This is a genomic window from Chitinophaga sp. 05T412, assembly GCF_056396465.1.
The window spans coordinates 1-25245 of record NZ_JBFTLN010000022.1; the positions used below are offsets into that span (position 1 = coordinate 1).

21 protein-coding genes and 1 tRNA gene are annotated in these 25245 nt (G+C 42.6%); 6 read left to right on the forward strand and 16 right to left on the reverse strand.

Annotated features, from left to right (window positions below):
• Window positions 1–143: 143 nt before the first annotated feature.
• From AC1DFM_RS32415 to AC1DFM_RS32485, 15 genes are all read right to left on the reverse strand, one after another.
• The gene (locus AC1DFM_RS32415; protein WP_477080936.1) at window positions 144–1988 is read right to left on the reverse strand and encodes a hypothetical protein; all 1845 of its coding nucleotides are present in this window, start codon (window positions 1986–1988) and stop codon (window positions 144–146) included.
• Entirely contained in the window at window positions 1988–2476 is a 489-nt protein-coding gene (locus AC1DFM_RS32420; RefSeq protein ID WP_477080937.1) for an ABC-three component system middle component 2, read from the reverse strand. The genes AC1DFM_RS32415 and AC1DFM_RS32420 overlap by 1 nt, the downstream gene beginning before the upstream one ends.
• The gene (locus AC1DFM_RS32425) at window positions 2467–3546 is read right to left on the reverse strand and encodes an ABC-three component system protein (RefSeq protein WP_477080938.1); all 1080 of its coding nucleotides are present in this window, start codon (window positions 3544–3546) and stop codon (window positions 2467–2469) included. Before AC1DFM_RS32425 ends, AC1DFM_RS32420 begins: the two co-directional genes overlap by 10 nt.
• Window positions 3547–3816: 270 nt before the next feature.
• Window positions 3817–4179 (reverse strand): hypothetical protein, encoded by a 363-nt coding sequence (locus tag AC1DFM_RS32430; protein WP_477080939.1) that lies wholly within the window; start codon window positions 4177–4179, stop codon window positions 3817–3819.
• A 17-nt stretch (window positions 4180–4196) separates the two neighbouring features.
• Complete coding sequence (locus AC1DFM_RS32435; RefSeq protein ID WP_477080940.1) at window positions 4197–4880, reverse strand: hypothetical protein; 684 nt, start codon at window positions 4878–4880, stop codon at window positions 4197–4199.
• Window positions 4801–5697, reverse strand: coding sequence for a hypothetical protein (locus AC1DFM_RS32440; RefSeq protein ID WP_477080941.1), 897 nt, complete (start codon window positions 5695–5697; stop codon window positions 4801–4803). Before AC1DFM_RS32440 ends, AC1DFM_RS32435 begins: the two co-directional genes overlap by 80 nt.
• Entirely contained in the window at window positions 5697–5975 is a 279-nt protein-coding gene (locus AC1DFM_RS32445) for a helix-turn-helix domain-containing protein (RefSeq protein ID WP_477080942.1), read from the reverse strand. The genes AC1DFM_RS32440 and AC1DFM_RS32445 overlap by 1 nt, the downstream gene beginning before the upstream one ends.
• A 159-nt stretch (window positions 5976–6134) precedes the next feature.
• Entirely contained in the window at window positions 6135–7394 is a 1260-nt protein-coding gene (locus tag AC1DFM_RS32450) for a hypothetical protein (protein ID WP_477080943.1), read from the reverse strand.
• 360 nt (window positions 7395–7754) lie between these two features.
• Window positions 7755–8336, reverse strand: coding sequence for a hypothetical protein (locus tag AC1DFM_RS32455; protein WP_477080944.1), 582 nt, complete (start codon window positions 8334–8336; stop codon window positions 7755–7757).
• A 141-nt stretch (window positions 8337–8477) separates the two neighbouring features.
• Window positions 8478–10757, reverse strand: coding sequence for a Mov34/MPN/PAD-1 family protein (locus tag AC1DFM_RS32460; RefSeq protein WP_477080945.1), 2280 nt, complete (start codon window positions 10755–10757; stop codon window positions 8478–8480).
• Window positions 10735–11940, reverse strand: coding sequence for a ComEC/Rec2 family competence protein (locus AC1DFM_RS32465; RefSeq protein WP_477080946.1), 1206 nt, complete (start codon window positions 11938–11940; stop codon window positions 10735–10737). Before AC1DFM_RS32465 ends, AC1DFM_RS32460 begins: the two co-directional genes overlap by 23 nt.
• 568 nt (window positions 11941–12508) lie before the next feature.
• Window positions 12509–13771 carry a site-specific integrase gene (locus tag AC1DFM_RS32470; protein ID WP_477080947.1) on the reverse strand — a complete coding sequence of 421 codons (1263 nt, stop codon included), beginning with the start codon at window positions 13769–13771 and terminating at the stop codon, window positions 12509–12511.
• 250 nt (window positions 13772–14021) lie between these two features.
• Window positions 14022–14094: transfer RNA gene (locus AC1DFM_RS32475), tRNA-Lys, on the reverse strand.
• A 56-nt stretch (window positions 14095–14150) separates the two neighbouring features.
• Complete coding sequence (locus AC1DFM_RS32480) at window positions 14151–14612, reverse strand: DinB family protein (RefSeq protein ID WP_477080948.1); 462 nt, start codon at window positions 14610–14612, stop codon at window positions 14151–14153.
• Window positions 14609–14977 (reverse strand): winged helix-turn-helix transcriptional regulator, encoded by a 369-nt coding sequence (locus tag AC1DFM_RS32485; RefSeq protein WP_477080949.1) that lies wholly within the window; start codon window positions 14975–14977, stop codon window positions 14609–14611. The genes AC1DFM_RS32480 and AC1DFM_RS32485 overlap by 4 nt, the downstream gene beginning before the upstream one ends.
• A 146-nt stretch (window positions 14978–15123) precedes the next feature.
• On the opposite strand from AC1DFM_RS32485, the gene AC1DFM_RS32490 reads away from it, so the two are divergent.
• Window positions 15124–15657 (forward strand): NAD(P)H-dependent oxidoreductase, encoded by a 534-nt coding sequence (locus tag AC1DFM_RS32490; protein WP_477080950.1) that lies wholly within the window; start codon window positions 15124–15126, stop codon window positions 15655–15657.
• Between the two features lie 61 nt (window positions 15658–15718).
• Here AC1DFM_RS32490 and AC1DFM_RS32495 read toward each other — a convergent pair whose 3' ends face one another.
• Complete coding sequence (locus AC1DFM_RS32495; RefSeq protein ID WP_477080951.1) at window positions 15719–16879, reverse strand: acyltransferase family protein; 1161 nt, start codon at window positions 16877–16879, stop codon at window positions 15719–15721.
• A 368-nt stretch (window positions 16880–17247) separates the two neighbouring features.
• On the opposite strand from AC1DFM_RS32495, the gene AC1DFM_RS32500 reads away from it, so the two are divergent.
• The 5 genes from AC1DFM_RS32500 to AC1DFM_RS32520 all read left to right on the forward strand — a co-directional run bounded on the left by AC1DFM_RS32500 (window position 17248) and on the right by AC1DFM_RS32520 (window position 25232).
• Complete coding sequence (locus AC1DFM_RS32500; protein WP_477080952.1) at window positions 17248–17625, forward strand: hypothetical protein; 378 nt, start codon at window positions 17248–17250, stop codon at window positions 17623–17625.
• A gap of 427 nt (window positions 17626–18052) precedes the next feature.
• Window positions 18053–18607, forward strand: coding sequence for an RNA polymerase sigma factor (locus tag AC1DFM_RS32505; RefSeq protein WP_477080953.1), 555 nt, complete (start codon window positions 18053–18055; stop codon window positions 18605–18607).
• Between the two features lie 68 nt (window positions 18608–18675).
• On the forward strand, window positions 18676–19734 hold the full coding sequence (locus AC1DFM_RS32510; RefSeq protein WP_477080954.1) for a FecR family protein: 1059 nt from the start codon (window positions 18676–18678) through the stop codon (window positions 19732–19734).
• Window positions 19735–19870: 136 nt separating this feature from the next.
• Window positions 19871–23272 (forward strand): SusC/RagA family TonB-linked outer membrane protein, encoded by a 3402-nt coding sequence (locus AC1DFM_RS32515; RefSeq protein ID WP_477080955.1) that lies wholly within the window; start codon window positions 19871–19873, stop codon window positions 23270–23272.
• Window positions 23273–23282: 10 nt separating this feature from the next.
• Complete coding sequence (locus AC1DFM_RS32520; RefSeq protein WP_477080956.1) at window positions 23283–25232, forward strand: RagB/SusD family nutrient uptake outer membrane protein; 1950 nt, start codon at window positions 23283–23285, stop codon at window positions 25230–25232.
• Window positions 25233–25245 lie beyond the last annotated feature (13 nt).

Below are 25245 nucleotides of genomic sequence, written 5' to 3' on the forward strand. Positions count from 1 at the left end.
AGTATCAAAAAAATGGACCATGCCCATTAGAAACTGGGGCATGATCCTAAATCAGTTTTTAACTATTTTTGATAAAAGAGTGAGAATCTAACTTTTAATTTGATCCCCCGATTTTTAAGTTTACACACTTAGTGAAATAGTCCCTAATTAAAGAATCCTTTTCTACCTACTGAGTCATTCCCGGTAAACAGTACAGTATGTATACCCTCTAAATCAGATTTCGGCCTTTTATTATCGAAAATAATAACCTGGCAATTTGATGTAGTATTAGCTAAATCCTCAAAGAAAGCATCTAGAATATCACCTTCAACCATACCATCTTCTTCCTTTCCTTTTTTATCTTCAAATGTAGTCAATGGAGAATCTATTACTATGAGATTAGAAAAAGGCATTTTCTTTTCGAGACAATAATCCAAAACACCTAAAATACATGCCGTATATGAGATAGCTCTTTTACCTTTGCCGAAACTACGTCGACTTTTCCCGGAAATAGCAATATCAAACACTCTTGTACTAGAGTCAAAAACAACATTGACATTTGGTAAATATTTCCAATTCACCAGGCGAGCATTTATAAATTTCGTCAATTCAAGAAGGTAATCATACTCAATAACAATAGTATTATCCTTAACTGCAGGTTTGGTCAATAAATTTTCAAAATAGGATTTGCTTGTAAATAAATCTTGAATTTGCTTATCAATGAATAATAGCTCATTATTTAACCTTTCAAAATCTATGTATTCCGACAACCTTATTTGTAAATCCTTTATCAGAGGGTTCAAATTATTGTTAAGGTCACTCACAATTTCTTCTATTTCTGAATCKACTCGGCTAACATTAGCCATCATCGCATCCCTTGATTTCATGAGATTGAGCACTCCAGTATTTAAATCTGTGGTTTTACGATCTATTCTTAGATACTCTTCAGTTATAGCAGCTTTGAATCCTTCTATCTCCCTTAAATGGCTGATGCTATTACTATCTAACGATGAAGCGCATACAGGACAGATGTCATCACCAAGCTGCGAGGTTAGATTTTCTGCTTCCATAACAAATTGCAGGCGTTGACGATCAGCATTATATTGCTTATTCAGTATTTTAAATCTTTCAATCAATTCGGTATCATACTGAATCTTTTCAAGATAGGTCTCTTTTGTAAGGGTTAATTCATTCTTTTTGTCTATAATTCTCCTTGAGGCACTAATGTTTTCATTCAATGTGGTTTCTAATCTCGAAATCTCATTTATATCGACGAAAATAGAATTATTCGCAACTATTTTCTTAGACAGTTCCTCTCTCTTTGTTGATAAATCAAGAATACTATTAGAGATATACTCTAATTTTCCTTTTAAACTTGTTTCCCGCTTTACCGGATCTTCTATAGGTTCGACAATAGAGAAGTCTTCCCCAGTTAACAATACTTTTAAAACAGACTGCTCAACTGTTACCTGGAAAAGTTGTCCGGACGGATAAAACGGAGATCCTTCAGTTATAATTTTTTGTTCGTGAATAGAAGTGAGGTCATTAATATTCTTAAAAGTCAAACTTATAGACTCGTTATTCGACCTATTCTTTAACAGCCTTTTCCCACTCAGGTTGCTAAGCTCCAAAAGAAATTCCGAAAGATTTCGTTCATTCTTTGCACTTCCTGACGTCCGAAAAACCCCTACTCTTTCCGATGTCGAAGTGAAATCAGCATAAGTAGATTGTTTAACGATTACACGATCTTTCCCAAGCTCGCGCTCTATGGTATAAATAACATCATCAAAAGTTGCAATTTCGAGATATAAGTCTTGATAGCCCATCGCTTCAGGTATTTCCTTCGGTTTCGTGGATCTACCCAGCAAGTAATTTATAAGAGAGAAAATATAAGACTTACCGGTATCAGAAGCTCCAGTAATCAAGTTAGCACCTTTTTTAAATTCGAGACTCGCCTCTTTGTTATTGCCTTTGGCTATAACTTTTCTTATATAAAATCCAGAAACCATTATTTTATCTCATTTATGTATATATATTCCCCACCCCACTTTTCTAAATTCTCACTGACAAATTTTTCTAAGTCCGAACTTCGATATTCTACAAATTTTTCAGTGACCCACTTGATTCGTTGATTTAGTGCTAAATAGTATTCGCTGCCAAAAAAGCCTAAGAAACTACGTCCAACCTGATTGATTTCATACAGAACACCAAAATTTGATATAGTAACATTAATCAGTTGCTTGGAAAGAAGTATTATTATTCCTTTTCTTATTATTTCTCGTCTGGCAAATGCCTGGATGCCTCTCCGGGGAATAGGCGCGTGCAAACTTTCAGGTCCACTGATGTCAGAAGTATTCAATGACAAATGATCGATGTACATCAAATAATCAAGATCAACTGAGGCCCGCAGATGATTCAAGATCATAAGGCTGCGAATTCCCAACTCCAATGGAGAATTATATATTTTCTGAAACCCATTATCCATAATCATATCCATTTAATCTCGTTTGCATTTACTAAATGATGGCAAATGCCATTTTTATCTAATGGTCTCAGTTCTAAATGCAGTGGGTTACTAACAAAGCTTTGTCGTTGAACTTCTTGTATTACGAATAATAATTTACGATAGGCCGTTTCCTCTTCATTTAATAAAAGGGTATTCCTTGCGACTAAAGCAGCATCCGACTTGATTTCCTCAAACGGTATTGGGTTTGCATCAGGAAAATTTTCTCTACTAAAAACTTCTAATGATTCTGCAGAATAAAAACTAYTTCTCTGTTCATCAAAATGAGAGGAATCACCTGGGCTCAATATTCTTAATTGCTCCTGGTCCTTAATTATGTTTGACAATTTCTGTTCATAGACTTTGAATAACTGGTCTACATAAACTAACTCTCTGGGATCAATATTTTCCGATGCTTTAGGAATAGATGATCGAAATTTTTGTATTCCTCCTCCAAACCTTGAAGCATAATATTGAGTTTCTTTATACTCTTCAATTAATTCCAATGGGGATTTATCTGTGATGATACTAAAATCAAAATTGTCTACATAGTCTGCAAATCCGGCAGTTAGTTCAATTACTTCCTTCTTAGTTATCTTAGTTCGGCAGGAGTTATTCCAATGATCTCTTAGTGCCTTATTAATTTGTGATGGATCTTCAATCATGGCAACAAGAGCTGGGCCAATTGGAATCGATGTTACAAGGTAGTATTTGTTAGGTATCGGATAAAGGTTATTAAAAGTATACCAGCATAACTTCCCCAACTCTACATATATTTGAGATGGAGATAAAGCGGAATTATAGTGTTTACACTGATAAACATCAATAGCTCCATTTTCATAATAACCAATAACATCACGTCCTTTATCGCCCGCCCCCCCCATTTGTCTAACTTTAACATACTTACCTTTCAGATAAGCAGTTGCCCACTCTAAACACATTACCTCAAATTCATCCTCCGACATTATCTGCAATTTATCTAAAGGAGGAATCGACGTTCCCATAAGGATCTCAGAACTACTTAGACGGCCTTTTCGGGGAATTGGGGACAATTCTTCGATCATAACTATAGGTTAAAACATATCAGAAATACTATTTAAAAGGAATCATTTCATAACATGCAGAGCGAATATAACAATTATTTAAATTCAAAATATAATACTTTGGCTGAAATTCATCATCTTAACAACAAAACTTATCCTGCCACCTCCTGCATATTTTTAAATTGGATATTTGGCAGTCCTATTGCGCAAGCTATTTCATCTAACTTAATTCCAGATTTCCTTTAAACTGAAACCATCACTGAATATTGAAACTTAGTGATGGCTCTTGAGCTATGAGATTTTAAAAACAGATTTATTAAAATTCAATTGTTCGCTATAAGAATTTTTAAATACGCTATCAGCATACCGGTACTCAGCATGAATAACTACTTCCACCCATTTCTGGCAACCCGCCAGTGTACGTATCCGCTGATATGAAATGTTATGGTCATGCTGGTAATTCTCTCTAATCCAATTACGCATGTGAAGGATACGCTGGTAGGTGATCTGATTGGGCTTCCAACGGGCGGCCAATTCTATGGCATCATCGATATACCAATCATAGCTGTATGCGGTGTAATCTTGTCCGCAAATTTTCATATGCCTGATACCGGCCACCTCTGTGCTGATGATGTCGATGAAAGATGGATACATGTTGTTGGGATTAAGAGTTATCGTCTTTTGTCAGTGGTGGCAGGGTCGAAAGAAATCAGGTTAAACATGGCCCTCATCCTGCTGCGCAACCGGTTGCCGTAATGCTCTTCCAACTCCTGGCTGTTGAGGTTAGTGGTTACATGGGTCAGCATTTTGTTGGTGATCATCAGATCGTATCTGGATAACAGTATTTCGCCCATGACGTTACAGTTGTTGCCCCAATAGTTCACCGTCTGTTCCAGTCCTAAATCATCAAAACAGTGTACCCGCGGCACGTTGGTGTAGGGAAAAAATGCGTTGGTACTGTACCGGTTGATCACATCGTAACCGATTTTACTGAACTCGAAACTGATCTCTCTGCAGGAAATCATATGCGCCCGGTAAGATTCTGCCGACAGTGGGCGCATAAGGTTTATCAGAGAGGTTTTGCCGCAACCAATCTTACCCATAAGTAAAATTCCTTTATGTAGGTCGATTCCCTCCGCAATGGCTATTGTCTGGTCTTGGAGGAAGTAAGCCAAGAGTTTAATAACTACCGGCCGGTCGATGTCTTCAATATGAAACGTAGGTCCGTATACATCCTTCCCGTGTTCTTCCAACTGCTGCATTAGCAGATAGTAATCATAAGGGCTCTGAATAGCTTTTGTTTTCATTGGTGTAGAGCCTTCCCGCTCCGGTTGCTGGTTTGGTATGTTTGTCATGATGTTCGGGTTTTGTTGGGTGAATGTTGAGTATCCATTTGTGCGCGGCGGCCTGCCAGTCGGTGATCAGCGTTTTGCCGCCCTGCCGCCAGCCGTTGGCCTGGTAGTGATGAAAAAATTTGCCCGCTTCTGCTTCCGGGTAGCTGCAGGTGATAAAGAATTCCTGCACCTGGGACAACGCGGGAAGAATCCGCGCGGCGCCAGGTGCATTTTCCGCGCCGGGTGCATCCTGATCGTGTGAGAGGTTTTCAGTTTCATTTTTATTTTTTTTTATTGGGGGCGGGTGCCTGTTTTCTCCCCCACGTTTACTATTGTTTATATGTTTATTAAAGTGGCCCACTTTGGGGCCTGTATGTGGCCCAGTTTTAGGCCACGTGTCAGGCCCAAAAGTGGGCCTCATGTGTGGCCCAGTTTTGAGCAGGTCTTGTGGCTCACTTTTGGGCCACATAGCAGCGCTTTCATCCTGAAACAGAAACAGCTGTTCCGGGTGAGCATCTGCCATAAAATCTGCTAGCGGAATGATGGACACATAACTGGCGGCGTAGGCTTTCCGGGCCTGTACGTAGATGATGTAACGACAATTGTCCAGGTGCTTCAGGCAACGTACATAAGTACTCCGGGAGCCGATGCAGGAAAGGCTCATGACTTCTTCGCGCAGGATGGGAAAAGGATTATGGAAACGGTGATAGTTCCATACCTGAAACAATGCCAGGTAAAGGCTTACATGATTGGCCTGTAAGCGGGTTTCTTTCCGCACCTGTGCGAAGAAAGCATTTAGATGCCTGATGTAGTTGGTATGAACTGCTGGTGCCGGCATCAGGAACGCTTAACAGGTTTCTTTGTGCCTTCCATCAGTTTGAGAATGTCGTCGTACTCGTAGAAGATCAAGCCGCCGATTTTGGTAAAGGAGAGCGTACCGTTGATACGCATGTTTTGAAGGGTGCCGGGAGAGATGCCGAGTAGGTCGCGGACTTCGTAGGACTTTAGCCATTTCCGGGGCTGAACAGCGGGAGCGTTTACAAGTTCCCGCAATTCCCGGAACAATTCTGTTTTGAAGATCGCCAGATCTTCACGGGTGAGGATTTCTGCTGCCATAAGGTTTGGGTTTGTTTGTTATGGCAGCAAAAGAAAAATTAATAGGCTTGCAGGAATAGTTGCAGGGGTGTTACCACCCCTGCTAACTGATTGACTATTAAAGAGAAGAATTTGGTATAATTATTTTTATAATATAATGTTTAGCGTGGAGTGATAAGATCAGAATTGTTGCAGGAAGCAATCGACGACTAAGGCAGCCGCCACGTTTAAACCCTTGTGCGACTGGTTGATCAATCGCATCAGAATGTCGCGTACGGATTTGGATACGGCTGCACTGTCGTTATAAAAGTTGTTGCGCAGGCTTCCTGGGGAAATGGCATCCTGCTTTACGGAGGTGAAGAAGTAAGAAAAGAAGTCCAGGACTTCCGCCCTGTTTTTATTCACGTAGATACCACCATCCAGCAACAACTTTAAAATATGTCCGATCTGCGGAACAGAAAAAATGGTTTGAATTTTAAAGTCTTTCCAGCGGGCTAATTCATCCGGGAGATGGACGCCGCCGGATGCGGCGCTGATTTCTTTGCAGTAAACAATTTCCTCCGTCAGCCAAGACTGCATTTTACTTTGAAGCGGTGGACGGAGGGCGTTAAATACAAAAGCGGGTTTCTGGGTGGCTTGACTGATTTTCTTCTGGAGGTACATTAATCTTTCTAGCTTTTCCCGGAAAGTAGAATAGTCGGCCAGTTCCGCCGCTGTCATGTTTACCCAGTATTCAAAGTAGTGTATGTTATTGAAGTTGATAAACAATAACAGTTCATGTAGTTTTTCCGGGAACTCCGCTTTATCTCCGCTCACGTCCAGCAATTGAAACAGTCGTTTATTCATTTCCGTGAGATAGTGTAACTGCTGGTAACTGATCGGGGAAACGGTGTGATTCTTTTTGGTGAGTTCCAGAAACGGCATAAATACAACGTTCTGTAACTGTTCATCGACACCTGAAGAAATGAATCCTTCTTTTAGCAATCGTACGTCAGCCCGGAATCTATCCTGGGCTTTTAACAGGTAGGATGGTGGAATTTTACAGTCAATGTCCAGGTATCGTTCAAACTTTTGTTCGAGGTAGGCCAATAGCTCTGCGAGATGGAGATAAATAATTTTGTACAGGTTTGACCAGGTGCTTTTTGCGGTGGATATGGAGTTATCCAAAAGGCTTTCCGTTGACAGCTGGGCTGCCACCTGGTCCATCAGTATGACCAGGTGTTGCTGGCTATGTTGAATAAACCAGCCTACCTCTTCTTTTGTCCGGAGGTCGTAAAGGTACTTTCCAAAGCCTTCAAGGGTCTTGTTTTTTTCGTTAATGACGTCATCAACAGCTTGTACAAAGAATAGCTTGTCGGGGTACTTCTGTTTGCGTGATGCCAGTTGTAGGTCAACATGGACTAATCTTTCAAAAAAAGATAATGGGTAATACTGTTGCATATTGTTGATTTTAGAATGTGCGCAGTATGAATTTTGGTTGCGTGTAATGGTCTTTCAGGTTTCACATGATCGGGGTTGTGATACACCGCGTATCAGCAGGGGTTGCAATAAAGCGTTTTGAGTAAGATTAAGATGTTAATGAATTGTTAATCAGCCACTTATCAAAGTAGACGGGCGTTACAACCCGTCTGCCTTGATAAGTTAAAATCACCTTACTCAGGACATATAACTTTATTAAAAAACGTCACCCACCGCAAAAATGAGTAAGTTGATATTAAATTTTGTTGTTGCCTCCTTATACAAATAAAGCTGGCTTACTATACAAAAATACTAAGCTCGATGCTGGTTATTTTCATGAAATTATAAGGTAGGTATAGCCTCAATTAACCTATCAGCATATGCAAAGGCAGCGGCTTTTACCCAGTCTTTTCGTATAACTACGATCCATAACAATAAAAGCACTACTTGGGCTCCTTGAATAAAATAAAAATTAGTGGACATACCTGAAAGCTGCCAGTTCTGATGTGAATATGCGGCATGCATATAATTCCCCAGAATAATCGCAATCAGCACCAAAATGCCAATTGGCCTAAGTCCCCACAGATTACGGCGGTAGCCATATCCAGCATTTTCTTTATAAATCAGAGGAAATTTTTTTATATCGCGGGTATTACCTAATAAAAAACGGTTCCAGGACTGATACACACTGTCTGCAACAACTGGATTCGCCATTTCAGAAACACGGTCCGGCAATACCGGCACAGGTGCGAGATGTTGCAAATGGTTATGATAGCGTTCTTTGGTATGATCATCTATCTCATCATTTCTCCAACGCAGGAGTTGTATTGATGGTGCACCGCCCCATTCCGCCCATAATTCTTTCTCTTTCTTCTTACCAAAAGTTCGACCCAGATGGGCAAGAAAATACCAGAGTGCTCCCACAATTATCGAGGACGTGAAAAACGGTATTAGCGTTGCGAACTCTATAGAGTACTGTACTCCGAGTAATAATATTGGAAAGAGAAGAATTATAGTAGGGTACACCCGTGCTCTTAATGTGTACGTGTCAAACATGTTATAGGTTTAAGTGTAAACGAATGGTAATACTGATGTCGGTGTTATAATCAGCAAGAAAACTGGTAATGGTGGATTCAGCTCCCGGTACTGTTGTAAAAATGCCTTCGTCGTAGCGGCATCTGTTGTACTCATATCATTCGGCCCACGCGGATGTGAGTGCCACTCACCAATATACCCAAGTTGTCCCCCTGTACAAGCATTAATCTCTGCGATGGTTTCCGGTAATCCTTCTGTACCTCGGAAGAAACAGTTTGCGTCAGCCCGACTGTCAGGTGGGGCAGGAAGACTCCTTGTTACGTGAATTGTTTTTGTCTTATGGTTGGCACATCCCACTAACACGCCGCCGATTTCATGAGGTGAAGCATCGCCCATTTTTTGCCGTAACTCGTCCAGTATCCCTGCTGCAAAACGCACCTGCCAATCTGATTTATTTCTCGAAGAAAAGACTTCCACKGGGCGGAAAGTAAGTGATGATACTTCATTGTGGAAATAAGGATCAAAATCGAGTTTATTGAAATAAACCCTTCCTCCCTTAGCGGATTTCTCCTTCGCTTGACCTTTGAATAGACCGGAAATCACAGCACCATGCAACGCCACCACATCATCAGACATAATTACCGTTTCCGAGTTGCATCCAATACCAGTAACCACCGTTTCCGTTTTCTCAGTTGCTCTGGACTCTCGTTGCAACCACGAAGAAATTACTGAATTGGTCATTGCTGCATCATAAAGCAACGCTTGTAGATCATCGATTCGAGGATTACGTGATGGACCTTCAAAGTAAAGTAAGCCGAGGTTGCCTTTGTCAGATATTAACCCTCTACATACCCGCACACTATGTTTAAGGTTGGTGGTCGTTAATTCATTAAAAAATGTCAATGAAGCGGTAAAATCCATTATCCATTCCCAACCACCTTTTTTGTCTTTTCTGAACTGCAATAAACTAACGTCAACTTTACGTGACAGACCTAACACTGTCTGTCCTGGATACAAAGCAGTAGCCTCCCTCTCAAACGCCACTGCTTTATTTACATGCACATGTCGGGCGCTGAGAGGGTGCCGAACAAAATTGTGCGCTAAAAATCTATCATGATCGCATACTACCAAATTGATTGTTCCTGACTTCAATAGATGAAGTGCAACTCGGCTTCCCAGCGCGCCTAATCCAACGATTAACGCCAGGGAAGTAATATCAACACTATATCCTGAAATTTCCTTGGCTTTCGATGGCACAAGTATTTGGACGTGCCTGCTAAAGTAGACTGGTGTTGCATCACTTACTGATTCATCTTTTCCGATGGCAACAACGAAGTTGATAAACTCCAGGGCGCCAGGAAAACCAATAATTGGTTTCGGGCGGAGAATCGCGACCGTTATAGGAATTTTTTCAACGGTAATGTCCCGACTTAAAACCATCGCCTTATTAAGGCCGGATAGCTCAATCCTATGCTCTTTACAGAAATGCTGAAACTGTAACCAGTTAGTTGGCAAAGTGGTCTGGTAGATATCGACAGGTGTTTTATCATCCGACCACACCAGAAATCCAGGTAAACGGTTATCCTTTAAATTTCCGTCCGTATTTCCATTCTCTTCAGCTGAGCTGCCTGTAGAATTTTCGGCTGTCAGTAATCGACTGAACCACAAATCAACCTCAACATCAGCATCTTTCGCGTAGTTTCTCCAGCTTATTCGGGCAAAATTGCCACCCACTTCAAAAGATTCTCGTTTGTTAACGATACCGAATAACGTCTGGTAGTTGTAAGTAAAAGAGCCGATATAGCCTTCTAATCGAATAGGATCAAACTGGGCTGCGTCAGTCACCAACTCCCCGGTACCTGCATCACGTAGCCAATTTTGCGTACGTATTAGTACGTCCTCGATTCTTCGATTAGCATACCACTCATCAAGCCCCTCCACTCCGCCTCTCGTCAGACAAAAAGCGGGCGGTTTGCCGGGGCGCGCAACGTACAAATGTGGCAACTGGCTACTTGGGAAATCAATCCTATCAGGAAAAACCAACGGAGCTTTATGTGGATAAAGCTTAGGGTCGAATACCAAAAGAATTGGTTCCATTCTCTGGATATCCACCCCCCCGGCAGTGCCGAGGGGTGGAAGATCCACTCCAATATCTATACCTACAGCAATACGGTTATCATCCCAACGATATTTGCGGACTGTTGTATGAGTACCGATTCTCTTTAGTGCTTCTATTGTGTGAGTTAGTTCACGATTCTGGATTATACCCGTATATTGTTTCAGACTATCACTGTACTTTCCCAGAGCCATAAGAAGATGTTGTTGATACCGAAGATAAACCAGCCCCACCTACTGCGATTGCCGCCCCCTCATCAATCTTAGGTTTCATCGGGCCGTATGGAGTTACTTCAAAGACAATCGGCTGTGGAGTTTTACCAATCTTTTTGTAAGTAGCGGTATTCAGAAAGTTGGTACTACCGACGCTCTTCACGTACAGCTCTTTTGCCTTATAATGAGGTGGGTTATCATCATTATTAACAATCTCTTTGCTGGAAGCAATCACACGGGCATTCTGCCGCTTATTCTGGAGCACTTCAAGCGAAGTATTTTTCGGTGTTGGGTTTTCTTTTTGAGGACAGTCGTTAAAAAAGGTCCAGGAACAATGATGAGGCGCCATCAGCAAATCCCAATTCAGTGCTTGATGTCGAACATCATTCCCATAACGCTTTGTCTTGTCAAGGATTTCCGCCCAGGCGATGTGGTCGGCATCACCACCAAACATTGCAAGTGTGCAAAAATCCGTTGAATAGGAATATGCTTTGAACCTTGCCTGAAAGACTACACTTACACGATTTTTTTCCACCTCTTCTTCTGAAAGGTGTTGTTGATATGGAGAATGAACAAAAATCGAAAACGTATTTAAATCACGGTCATTAAAACGCGTAACAATATTACCAGGCACATAACGCACAAGATCGAGGCCGTTCAAATCTTCATTTCCGTCATAGCCAATAATCACAATTCTATTTCCCGGTAGATTCGCATCTGCACTCTTTTCACGATGCAGTTTTATCCTGCGCTTTGCTTCCTTATTAAAGACCTTTTCATCTTCATTAGTGGCCACTCCCATTACCATGGGTGAAAACCAAAGTACATCGATAAAAATTTCTCCAGCATCTTTGTGCTTTTGCTCATATTTCCTTGGATCACCCTGATAGAAGTGCTTTTCGAAGCCGTGTAGGTGATCATCATCTCCATGTGTAAGTATGAAAGCATCCACATAGGTAATTCCTCTAATAGTGTTAACCACTTTGGTGTTCAGACTCTTCAAAAGGTCTGCTTTTACATCAAATAATTCAGGGTCGGAAGTCCCTTCTGCTGCATCGCGCATACGACAATCCACCATCAAATTTGTAACGTATCCATTCTCATCGATGGAAATCAACGACTGATCGCCGTTGTCAACTGGGTAGTACTTAATTTTGCTTCCCATTCTCTTTTAAAATTTTGTTTAATAATAAAATTAATACGACGCCGTTCCGGCATGTTACCATCCCGGGAGCTAAACCACCGTATTCATGTGGTAGTTCTGATTTTAAAAGAAGCTGTAGAAAGCAGGTAAAATGTACCCCTCTGTTAAGGTAGATTTGGTTGTATCATTTTTACGCATACTTTTGCGCAACAAAAAACAAAACAACAAGGGCTGCATCAAATTGATGCAGGGTTCCTACGCCTTTCCTTGAAGTTTTTGCGAGCCCGGGCTGAAGCCTGGGCTCCTTTTATTAAAAGAACTTCTCCTCATAGTTCAAACCTTCTGCCAAGTGGGGAAAAAATGACACAATTTCAGCGCAAATGTCGCATCTAACCCTTCTGATACTTTTTTTGCCGACCATTATATTATTTTGGCACTTTAAAGCTCAAAGGACTGCCATATTTTCACATTTATTTAACTTATCATGACAAAGTACATTTGTACAAAACGCCCTATTAATTGATTATCAATATTTTAAATCCCCACAGTTGATTCTAATTTTTTCCTTTCCAACTGAGAAGGCACTTTTTTAGGCTACCGCCTTGCTCAGCATGGATTCTGGCAGTGCGAGGTTAAACCGTTGCTTTAATGCCTGCATGTCTTCACTCACTTTACTGGCTACTATCTTGGCATAGATCTGCGTGGTCCGGATAGATTTATGGCCTAACATGGCGCTCACCGTTTCGAGTGGTACACCGTTGGCTAACGTGACGGTAGTAGCAAAAGTATGACGTGCGGTGTGTGTGGTGAGGTTCTTATCTATACCTGAAAGATCCGCAACTTCTTTAAGATACCCGTTGAATCGCTGATTGCTATTGATAGGCAATAGTACGTTATTGGCGATGCAATAAGGATGATTCTCATACTTTTTCAATATTTCCTTGGCAATTGGGAGCAAAGGAACATTTTCACGGCACCAGGTCTTTTCTCTATTCTTCACAATCCAGTCTTCTCCATCAAAGTACTTGACCACATTGTCGCGGGTAAGGAGCAATGCGTCTTTATAAGCGTAGCCGGTTAATGCCATGAATAAATAAGCATCCTTTGTTTCCTGCAGGCGACGTATTGTAAATTCCTTGAGGTATAATAAACTCAGTTCCCCAGCGCTTAAAATGTCCCTTTCCGGGTTAATATATGAACAAACATAATCTCCAATAGGATTCATGCTTATCCATTTACGGTTGACGGCCAGATCAAGTAATTGTTTTGTGTTTTTAATATGCTTCATTGCTGAATTATCCTGAAGACCTCCCGTTAACGTTAAGTAATCAAAGAAATCCTCAGCGAAAGCATACTCAATTCTCCCCAGCGGAATATCATTCATTTTAAAGACAGAGGTAAGGAAGGAGGAGATTTTGTCTTTAGTAGTCTTCCATTTTTTCATAGTACTCTCCTTCCGCTTGTCCTTATCTACCTTCTCCTGAAATTTTTTATTGTGAAAGTCGCAGACTTCCAGGAGAGTACTTTTTTCCCGGTTGATACCCCTGTAGGAATTTTTTATCATTGTTGGAGTTACTACTGGGTCCACCGCTCTCAACAAATTATAGTGTTTTATCAATTCATTGCGGACATGCTGAATTTCTTTATTGATCTCTATTGCTTCGGCTGATTTGCCAATAAGGAAGCCGCTTTTTTTGTTGAACTTGGAAGGGTCAATTTGATAGCCTAATGAAAAACCATCTCTGGGGTATCCGGTTACGGTGATACGAACGCAAATCGTTGCCTTGCCCTCAGGGTTTTTGTTATCGTACCGGAGATGAATAAGAATTGATAAATCTTCACTTACTTTCATAGTCAATAAAGTTTTAGGTTACCGATTTTTGGTTTTGTTTGGTGTGTTTTGTTTCGGTTTAAAAGTCCTAAAACCCTTTACTGATAAGCAATTCTGGGAAAGGATACACTAAACTTATATTTTTTTTGTGTATCCTATTTTGTATCCTTTCAGATTCGTTTGATATGGTTTACCTTTCTATGGTAAAAACAGAAAAGCCGCATAAATCCTAAGATTCAAGCGGCTTTAATTCTCTTTGATATTCTTGTTGTGATCCCCTTGGGACTCGAACCCAAGACCCATACATTAAAAGTGTATTGCTCTACCAACTGAGCTAGGGAATCATTCCCGTGAAGGGAGCGCGAAAGTAAACATTATTTCCAAACTACAAAAAAAAATTTCAATCAATCATTTTTTTCAGCAACGATATCTGTCCCAGATGATAATGCGTATGCTCTGTTACACCCAGTAAATTCCGGTGGTAGCTGCCATACTTAGGATCTGCAAAATCCTGCGAAAGTTGCGCTTCTTCCAGCTGTTCTATGGCCTGTGCGAGTTGTTCCGCTTCATTGAGTGCTTTGTTCACCAGCGCCTGCCAGTCCGCTTCCGACGTGAGTGGTGGCAAATCGAAACTATATTTATCGCTGGCATCCAGGGGGCCACCTTGCAAAACTTTCAGGATAACGCTGACATAATAGTTGATATGAAAAACCAGTACGGCGATGGTGTTCAGGTCCTGCACCTTTGTGGTGGCCTGTTCCCAGGTGATACCGGCCAGTGTATCTTTCAGGTTTACGCTGGTCCAGTTACCACCGAAATGAACATCTCTGAAATGTTTGGATAATATTTTTGTGGAAGTCATGGCAAAGCAGGAATTGTCTTTCTTTCTAAAATTTCTCTCAGTTGTGGACCGAAGTCGAGGCCCCATTGGTCAAGGGCTGCGATGAGTGGCAACAATGATTCTCCGGCAGTGGTGAGGTGGTATTCCACCCGCAGGGGGACTTCCGCATACACCGTTTTTCCTACCAGGCCGTGCATTTCCAGTTCTCTCAACTCTTTTTGTAACACCCGTCTGGTGATGCCATTAACGGCAGGCACCAGGTCCCTGGGGCGTTTGGCGCCTTTGGCGATTTCATCGAGTAAACAAAATTTCCATTTTGATCCTACCACTTCCATGGCGATGTTAAGACCACAACTATAATCAATGGGGATTTTCCGCTGGTACATACGCCGCTATTTAGGTTACAAAAGTAATGATCTGCCAGTAGGCTGGCATAGTGATAAATTCTTCACTACCGGATAACTTCAGCCCATATTGGCCAATAAAGATAAGAATTTCACCTTTGCCTGCAGTACAGATAAGATAACAAGATATGAAGAAAACACTGGTAATTATCATCCATCCTGATATGACTTCTTCTGTTGTCAACAAGCGATGGGTGGAAGAATTAAAGAAATATCCGGAGAAATATGTGATACATGATTTACATGAGCAATATCCGGACGGGCGTATCGACGTGCAGCGGGAGCAACAGCTATTAGCGGCACACGACAAAATCATCTTTCAATTTCCTTTCTATTGGTTTAATTGTCCGCCATTTTTTAAGCAATGGCTGGATGAGGTGTTGACAGATGGCTGGGCATATGGCGCCGGCAGCGGCTTCCAGGTAGCGGGGAAAAAGATCGCATTGGCCATTAGTGCGGGTGTTAACAAAAGCGATTATCAGCCCTCCGGGAGATATAAATACACGATGGCGCAGCTCACCGCTCCTTTTGAAATCACATTCGATTATGTAAGAGCCGACTATCAGCCATTCTTTGTTTTTTATGGCGTAGAACACCGGCCAACGCAGGAACAAATCGATCAAAGCGCCCGGGATTATATTGCTTATACGGAAACATGGTAATCCCATAAAAAAAGCGTGATACACCAGGGAGAGTGTATCACGCTTTTTTATGTAGTGATGATTATACTTTAAGAAATATCTTCTTCTTATACATAAAATACAGAAAGGCCCATTTCACCAACAGGAAGGTGATACTCATGGCGACTGCGCCAAATGGGTCACCAATCAATTGCCCCAGCCATTTGAAAAATGCATTATTAGTATAGCTGAAGTCAATAAAATGTCCGGAAATATAGATGAGTATTGAATTCATACCAATGACCTGGAAGAAGAATGCCCATTTTTTATAGCCCGCGATGTCGATCACATAATAGAAAAGTGCCAGCAGCAACAGGCTGATACCCCCTACCTGCAATACGAAAGAGCTGGTCCACAGATTTTTATTAATGGGAAAATCAAGGTTCCAGAGCTGTGCCAGCACCAGGAATACAACGCCTGTAAGTGCCATCACGCCTACCTTTTTCACCGGTTGCATGTCACTGTTACGCAATAAATTACCGGTAAGAATTCCCAGCAAAGCTGTGCTGATAGCAGGGAAAGTAGATGCCAGTCCTTCGGGATCATGGATACCGAGATACAGTTTACCCGGCATCAGCAACCGATCAATATAAGAAGCAAAGTTACCTTCCATGGTCAGGTCGCCAGGTGCAAAGCCGGGCGCTGCAGTGAATTTCAGCACCAGCCAATAGGTGAGCAATATCCCTACAAACCAGATCATTTGTGCCCTTTCTTTGGTATACAAATAGATGATGTTGGCAAACATATAGGCTAACCCAATACGCCCTAATACGCTACCAAAACGTATTTCCGATAGCGGATGTAACTGCAGACCGTTGTTGTAGATGATACCCAATAATACCAGTATGAGGCCTCTTTTGATAACACGTCCCAATAATTGCGTGCGGTTCTTTCCTTTTTCCAGTTCCCGTCCTACCGAATAAGGAGTGGATACGCCTGCCATAAACAGGAATAACGGAAATATGAGGTCGTAGAAATGAAATCCGTTCCAGGCAGGATGTTCCAATTGTACGTCTATTGCTTCCCAGAAAGGTGATTTCGTGGCGGCGGCGATGGCGTGGAAGATACCGCCTCCACCCATGATCCAGAACATGTCAAATCCCCGGAGGGCATCTAATGAGTAAAGGCGCCCCTTCTTTTCACCTCCGGCGGCGACGGCTGCTGCTTCTCCAGTTGGCGCTGGAGATGTTGTTAATGTACTCATGAATGATTCATTATTGAAGAAGTAAATTGATTTGTTTTTATCAGCGATTTTGGTCAAATGCGACTTACAAGCTAAGAAAAATGAAATTAAAAATTTTTAAAAATAAAGAGATCTATTAATTTTTAAATGTAATTATTGATTATCAATACATTAAATCATAGTCAACATTGGTGTATCATTGGCATTCTTCCCATGTATAACCACCCCTAAACAAGGATCAGCTTACCCATTTTGTGTATCCTTTCACCCGAAAATCCCGGTCACTGCCATAAAAAAACAGCCTTGCATATATATAATACCAGCTATCTAACTGGTATGCTAATTGCATTTTCAAGTTGGAACTATATTGAAAAACCAAAACGTGTGATATGAAATGGATGCTTAGAATTATTAGCGTATTATTTATTTCGGCTGTACTGTTTTCTGCCTGTAGTAAAAGTACTGACCCTGCCGACAGCGACATCTTTGCCGGTACCTTCAGGGGAAAAGTTGGCTACACTGCCGATGGTAAAAATGTTAACCAGGACAACGGAAGCGTTTTCGTCACCAAAGTGGGTACCCGGTATGATTTCCGGTTTTCAGACGGTATCCCCGATCTCACCGGTATTGAGTTTCAAAAGAAAGACGATAATACCATGGTAAGTATCGGCTCTTCCGGTACCGGCCTTATCACGATCAACAAAGACAAGCTGATCATCGGATTTACCCGGGATAATAAAGCCTKGTCTGCAGACTGCAACAGATAAGCGCAACAAAAAATTACGAATTACGGATTTGTGAGATGATAGTAAACGCGAATACCATCTTCGCTTATATCATCTCACAAATCCGTAATTCGTAATTTCTCCCTAACCCTCCCGCCTACACGATAAAAACTCCGCATTTATTGATATTATTTTAACTTTTGCTACTGAAATTTTGCCCGAATCTTTGTAAATCAAAAGGGATGAATTTAATTTAAACACTAATAGAAAAACGATTTTGGAACATCTGTAAGTTGCGGCAAGAAGATATATACGATGATCGCCAGAACAGGAATACCAATAAAATACTTACCGCCAGATCGCTTCAAACCTTCATCCTGCTTGGTACTCCACGAATTTAGTAACCATAAGAAACATATCAAGGCTGTATTATTAAACTTTTGTCTTTTAAAGCAGTGACCAAAACGTTATGAAAGGAGGAACCGAAGCAAGACTTCTATTCCAGCAGTTACCATCCGCCGAAGGGCCCGCAGTGCTCGTAAAATTGCACAACCTTTACTTCAGCAGAATTTTCAAACTGATTCACTCCCTGGTGAAACAGCGCGAGTCAGCAGAAGAATTGGCCAGTGACATATTTGTGCAACTCTGGCAACGCCGGGAAAAACTATTGGAGGTCAGCAACCCGGAAGTATACCTGTACGTAATGGCACGTAATAAAGCCTTCTCCTTTCTGAAACAACCACTTCACCTGACAGAGCCACTGGACAACATCGAAGACTTCCGGCTGGAAGTAGCCCGCTCTCCGGAAGAATTACTCATTTCTTCGGAAATGCTGTACCGCGTAAATACCGCCATCAATCAGCTACCCCCCAAATGCAAGCTTATTTTTATGCTGGTCAAAGAAKAATCGTTTAAATACCGCGATGTAGCTGAAATCCTTAATATCTCCCCTAAAACCGTGGAAACCCAAATGGGTATTGCCCTGAAGAAACTCAGCAAGGCCTTCACTTTCTCCACCACCTGATTTTTTTTCAGACACTTAAGGGTAAACGGTTGTTTTAGCACTCCTTCTAATAAACGACCGCCATTTACATGGACAGAATCTGGGAATTACTCGCCAAAAAATTTAGTCATGAGATCTCTGATCACGAGATTAAAGAACTGGAGTTCCTGCTAAAAAAACACCAGCAGGAATTACAGCAAGGGGAAGTGCTGGATGCTGTTTTCAACCTGGAAATTATTACGGGAGATGATCCCGCCATGTTGGAGCGAAGCGAAAAACGATTGCTCCAGCTGATCGGAGAAGTACCGGCCAACGAGGCAGCAACACCGGCAGACAGCCATTTTAAAAAACATTTCAGGCGCTATTCCAAACTATATGTAGCCGCGGTACTAAACTTAGCGGTACTCACAGGACTGTACCTGTTTGCCAGTCACAACGCAGCTGGTAACTTCGTGAATAAAATCAATACGGAACGCGGCGCCAAAACCACGGTGCATTTGCCGGATGGCTCTATCGTCATGCTGAATTCAGGCAGCCGCCTCACCTACGATAAAGACTTCGGCATAAAAAACCGGCAGATTAACCTGGAAGGAGAAGCTTACTTTGATGTAAAGAAAGATCCGGCCATGCCAATGCTGGTAACTACTTCGTCCGTAACAGTCACCGTACTCGGTACCACCTTTAACGTAAAAGCTTATGCAGAAGATTCAATCGTAGAAGCTTCCCTGTTTACCGGCGCCATTCAGCTCACCACGGAGAAAGATCCGGAACGGGTAATTCTGCTGAGACCCAGAGAGAAAGTCACCATCAATCAAAAACAAAACAGCTATATCAGCACACCAAAAGAAACACACGACGAAACCGTATCACTACAACACCTTACACTTAACCGTATCGATAACAGTTTCGACGAAACGGCCTGGCTAAAAAATAAATTAGTATTCCGTTCTGCCAGGTTCCAGGACGTGGCAAATGAGCTGCAACGAAAATTCAATGTATACATCTACTTTAATGATACTGTATTCCAGGACATACGCATCACAGGAACTTTCTCTAATGAGTCTATTCAAGAAATCATTCCTGCACTGCAACAAACTATTCCATTTCATTTCACCAGTTCAGGCAATAAAATTTATATCAACCAATAGCAAGTATGCAGATAACATCTGCACAGTAACACCATTTTAAAATCAGGATTACTTTATGTACCAGAGGTATTGCGGACGTCATGAAGTCCGCGGGTATCTGCTTTGCCTATAGTCATCATTTTAAACCATCAGTCACATGAATGTAAAAAAAAGCTGTAAGCTACTGCTGTATCTTATTATCATGCTATGTCTCTCTCTCAGGGGGTGGTCGCAGCAAATCGGTATTCCCACAGAGAAGAAGCCCATCCGGGAAGTGCTGGAGTATATCGAAAAAACAACCGCCTATCGGTTTCTTTATACAGAAGATCCGATGTTCAATAAAATGGCGGGCGCATACGATGGCAAAGCCACGGATATCTCCGTTGCATTAACGGCTATCCTGAAAGATACTGACATCTCCTTCCGCATTAATGCCAATAAACTGATCACCCTGCATACGCCACGTTCTGCGTTGCTGGCCACCAAAGACTCTGCCGGCGCTGCTATAACGTTATCAGGTACTATTACCGATCTACAGAATCAACCACTCAATGCGGTGACAATTTACTTAAAAGCGAATCCGCTGGTAGGTACCGTATCTGATAAAAATGGCTATTTCGTATTGGGCAATATTTCCCGCTATGCTACACTGGTGATTTCCTCTGTAGGCTATAGAACCCAGGAGGTGGAAGTAAAAACCATTCCTTATGCCAGTCTCCGGAAATTCCCTGTCATCATGGAATCGGAAAGTCTTACCAAAGACGAAGTAGTCGTAACCGCCATGGGTACACAAAAAAAGGTAAGTGTGGTAGGTGCTATTACCACCATCAACCCTTCGGAGTTAAAAGCCCCTACCCGTTCGCTCACCTCACAGCTGGCCGGGCGCGTAGCGGGTGTTACGTTTGTACAATCTTCTGGCCAGCCCGGACAAGATGGTGCCTCTTTCATCATTAGGGGAATTAACTCCGTGTCTGGTAGTACTTCTCCCCTCATATTAATTGACGGATTAAGAAGGAATATCGATGACGTAGATCCCAACGATATCGCTACTTTTTCGGTATTGAAAGATGCATCTGCTACTGCTGTATATGGCCTCGAAGGCTCCAACGGTATTATTGTGATTACCACCAAAACCGGTAAAATTGCCTCCAAGCCTACAGTACGCATTTCGGCCTCCCATTCTGTCAACAACGCCACCTACAAACCTACCTGGGTAGATGCGCCTACCTTCGCCAAAATGAAAAATGAAGCACTGGTGGTAAGAGATAAACGTCCCATGTATACCGACCAGGAAATCGCAAAGTTTGCAGATAATGATATGGACTTCTACCCCAATGTGGACTGGTACAAAACCATGATAAGACAAAATAATCCTGCTACCAAAGCGAACTTCAATATCAGTGGTGGTGGTAATGCGGTAACCTATTATATGTCCGGCGGGTTGTACAACGAAAAAGGTATGTTCAATAGCAAAAGTGCCTCCAATGCCAACTATAACCAGTTCAACTTCCGCTCTAACTTAAAAGCGGATCTAACGCCCATCACTACACTGGGAATTGGATTCGATGGGCGGTACAATACCACTACCGAACCAGGACAAGGCGCCGGCGCCCTGCTCGATATCATGAACAACGTAAATCCCACATTATTCCCTGCAGAATTTTCTGACGGCTCCGCACCAGAAGAACCAACCGGCATTGTGAACCCTTATTCACTGCTAACCAAAACCGGGTTCGTTAAAAACTATGCCAACTACATGTCCACTAACCTGAACCTGATACAGAAACTGGACTTTCTCACAGAAGGATTGTTTCTGAGTGGTATAGCCTCTTTTACAAAAAGTAATTACTACGCACACCGATATTATAAAGATTACCAGCGCCACGCTATTGACTATATGAATAGCTATCTGGGTACCGGCCGGGATAAAGACGGTAACCTGGTAACGATCAACAAAACCCCTGACATTAACGACAAAATGGGGTTCTATTACACCGCCCCTACCGGGGATCGTGTAGTAGAACTGCAGGGTAGTCTGAACTACGCCCACACTTTTTTCAAAAAACTGGCAGTTACAGGATTGATGCTGTATAAACAACGGGAGTATCTTACCGACGCCCCCAGCGGTGATGGCGGTACCCTGCTCATCAATGCATTGCCGACCCGCGAACAATCAGTGGCCGGACGCATTACCTTCGGCTGGGCCAACCGGTATTTTACAGATATCAACTTCGGCGCATCCGGATCACAAATGTTCACACCGGATAAACGCTGGTCTTCCTTTCCATCAGTAGGTTTCGCCTGGGTACCATCCGCAGAAAAATTCTGGAATGGCGGTATCGCAGATGTAATAGACTTCCTCAAATTCAGGGTATCTTATGGCGTGGTAGGTGCGTCTGGAAGCGCTTCCCGCTTCGGTTATATGGCCACCACCAGCGGACGTACCGGTTATTCTTTCGGATTCGGACAAGCTGCAGGTAGTGGCATTTATGTTCCCGGCGTAGGAGAATCCCGCCTGGAACAGTTGAATCTCACCTGGGAACGCAACCAGAAATTAAACCTGGGTACCGAAATAGGTTTGTTCAGAGATATGAAATTGATTGTGGATGCTTACCAATACGTGAACAGCGACCAGCTGATCTCTCTGAGCCGGCTGCCAGCTACACTGGGACTGCCATCCATCCCACAAGCCAATCTTGGTAAAACCGAATCAAAAGGTATTGATTTTGATCTCACCTACACCAAATCATTTGGCAACTTCAAAATCAACTATATCAAAGCAATTGTTAGCTACAATAAAAACAAGATCATAGAAAACGGACAACTGGATCCTAAAGTAGCCTACCAGAGCGGCATTGGACTCGATTGGGGCCGCGACCTGAACTACATTGCACTGGGATTATTTAAAGATCAGAAAGATATTGATAACAGCCCGGTACAAACCTGGAATAAAGTAATGCCCGGAGATATCAAATACAAAGACATTGATGGCGATGGCGTTATTACTGCCAACGACAGAATCTGGACCGGTAACCGGTATCCTAAATGGAGCTATTCACTCGCTATTGACCTGCGATATAAAAAATGGACCTTCGCTACCCGCGCCATCGGCAAGCTAAACCAGTTCAGAACCATTTACGGAAACAGAATTCCCTTCAATCCATATAATGCAGGCGGTAACGAAAACGGTGCTATATATGCGGCTGCAGTAAAAGACCACTGGACACCCGCCTCCTACTCCGGTAACCCCGCTACCGAAAATCCAAATGCTACCTATCCCAGGCTGGCGTATGGTTCCGATAATCTGAACAATGCGCAGATCTCTACCTTCTGGTTAAGAGAAGCCTCCTATCTCAGAATCGCAGACGCAGAACTGGGATACACCTGGACACCGAGATCAAAAAAATCACCGTTCAAAAGTATTTACTACTACGGCAGATGCGACAATGTGTACACCTTCTCTAAATTTAAAGACTGGAATCCGGAACAAACTTCTTCCTACGCCTACCCTTTAAAAAGAACCATCTCCCTGGGTTTGGAAATTGGATTTGACCTTTAAAATGACGTTCATGAAAAATAATATCATAAAATTACTTGTAGTCCTGTTCTTCGTCGTTCCTTCCTTCAGCTGTCATTACCTGGAAGCCGATGAATACCTGCACGAGGTAAACAATCTCAATAACATCTGGACACAACGTATCGATATCCGAAAAGCCTGGGCCGCCTGCTACGGCGCTATGCCCAACTATTCAGATATGATTGGCAGCTGGCCTTTTAATACCAATTACGATGAAGGCCACGCAGGACAGGATAACTATCCCAACCTCCTCTTCGCCCAGGGTAAATTCAACCCGGATATGCCGATATATGGCTTCTGGGGAGACTATTACAAAGCCATCCGCACCTGCAATCTCTTCCTGGAAAATTATCATAAAGCAAATGATAAACTGCTGGTACCAGGCGAAATAGAAGGATATGCCGCCGATGCCAGATTCCTGCGCGCATTTTATTATTCGCAGATGCTGGAGTTATACGGTCCTTTTCCTATCGTCAGTAAAACCATCGATTATTCTAAAACAGAAGAATTACCTACTACAAGAAACACAGAAGAAGAATGTGTGAACTTCATCACCTCAGAACTGGACTCCTGTATTAATCTCCTTCCGCCCAAAGAAAAAATACAAAACGTAGATCTGGGGCGTCCTTCCCGGGAAGCCGCTATGGCTATTAAAGCACGGGTACTCCTCTGGGATGCCAGCCCGTTGGTAAATGGCAACTCCGATTACAACACCTTCAGAGATGCTAAAGGAAAGCCTTACTTCTCCACTGCCGTTGATCCGTTAAAATGGAAAAAAGCGGCTGATGCCGCCAAAGCAGTGATTGATCTGGGAAAATTTGAACTTTTTACCGTTCCTGCCAACAGCGACAAATTAACGGTGCCATTAGGCAACTTCCCGGGTAATAATGTTCCCTGGCCTAACGGACCCGCAGGCATCGATCCATACCGTTCTTATAAAGGCCTGTTTGCCGGTGGCAAATCATTCTGGAATAAAGAAGCCATCTGGATTGTGAACCAGGGCAGCCAAACCTGGAACCTCACCATCATGGGCATTCCAAGGAATTACAACAATAGTGAAGGCGCCGCAAATGCAGGAAGAGTATATGCCACCCAAAAGCTGGTAGACGCTTACTTCATGAATAATGGTAACACCATAGATGAAGAAAACAGAAAACTATACAACGATATTGGGTTAGCTGAAAATGGCGATGGCCTCTACATCAGAGGAAATGGACCGGAAGATGCGAGCCCCATCACCACCGGGTTTAAGCTGTCTAACATCAACGCCAAAGTGCCCAGCCGCTGCCTCTTCCGCGAAGCCCGCTTCTATGCTACCATCGGATTTATTGGTCGCGGCTACCTGCAAAACAACGGTACCATGTACTATGCCGACTATAAAGCCAATGCATTGGACGGCTATATCCAGACGGACCGCCCGTCCGTACGTTCCGGCTACCAGATCGTAAAATGGGTAGCAGATGATGAGCAGAAAGCAGGTGGCAGCTTTGATAAACCTTACCATGCCATACGTCTGGCGGAAATTTATCTTTCTTATGCAGAAGCTTTAAATGAATATGCGCCCGGCGATGCAGATATCCTCAAATATCTCAACCTGATCAGATTCCGTGCAGGCTTACCCGGCTATGAACCCGCCAGCAAAGAAATCACCAGGGAGCGGATCAAACGCGAACGCTATGTGGAACTGGCTTTTGAAGCTCGACGCTATTTCGATTCGCGCCGCTGGAAAGATGCGATTAAAACAACCCGCGATAACTGGGGTAATAGCCTCGGTATGGGCGGTCTGGTATATGGCTGCAACTACCTTTCCCCTGACGGAGGGTTCTACGACAGAGCCGTGATCGATGGCTATGTATTCCGGCCTAAAAATTACTTCTTGCCTATTCCTTATCAGGAAGTAGCCAACTACTGGGGAACACTGATACAAAATCCGGGATGGTAATACACTTTAAATC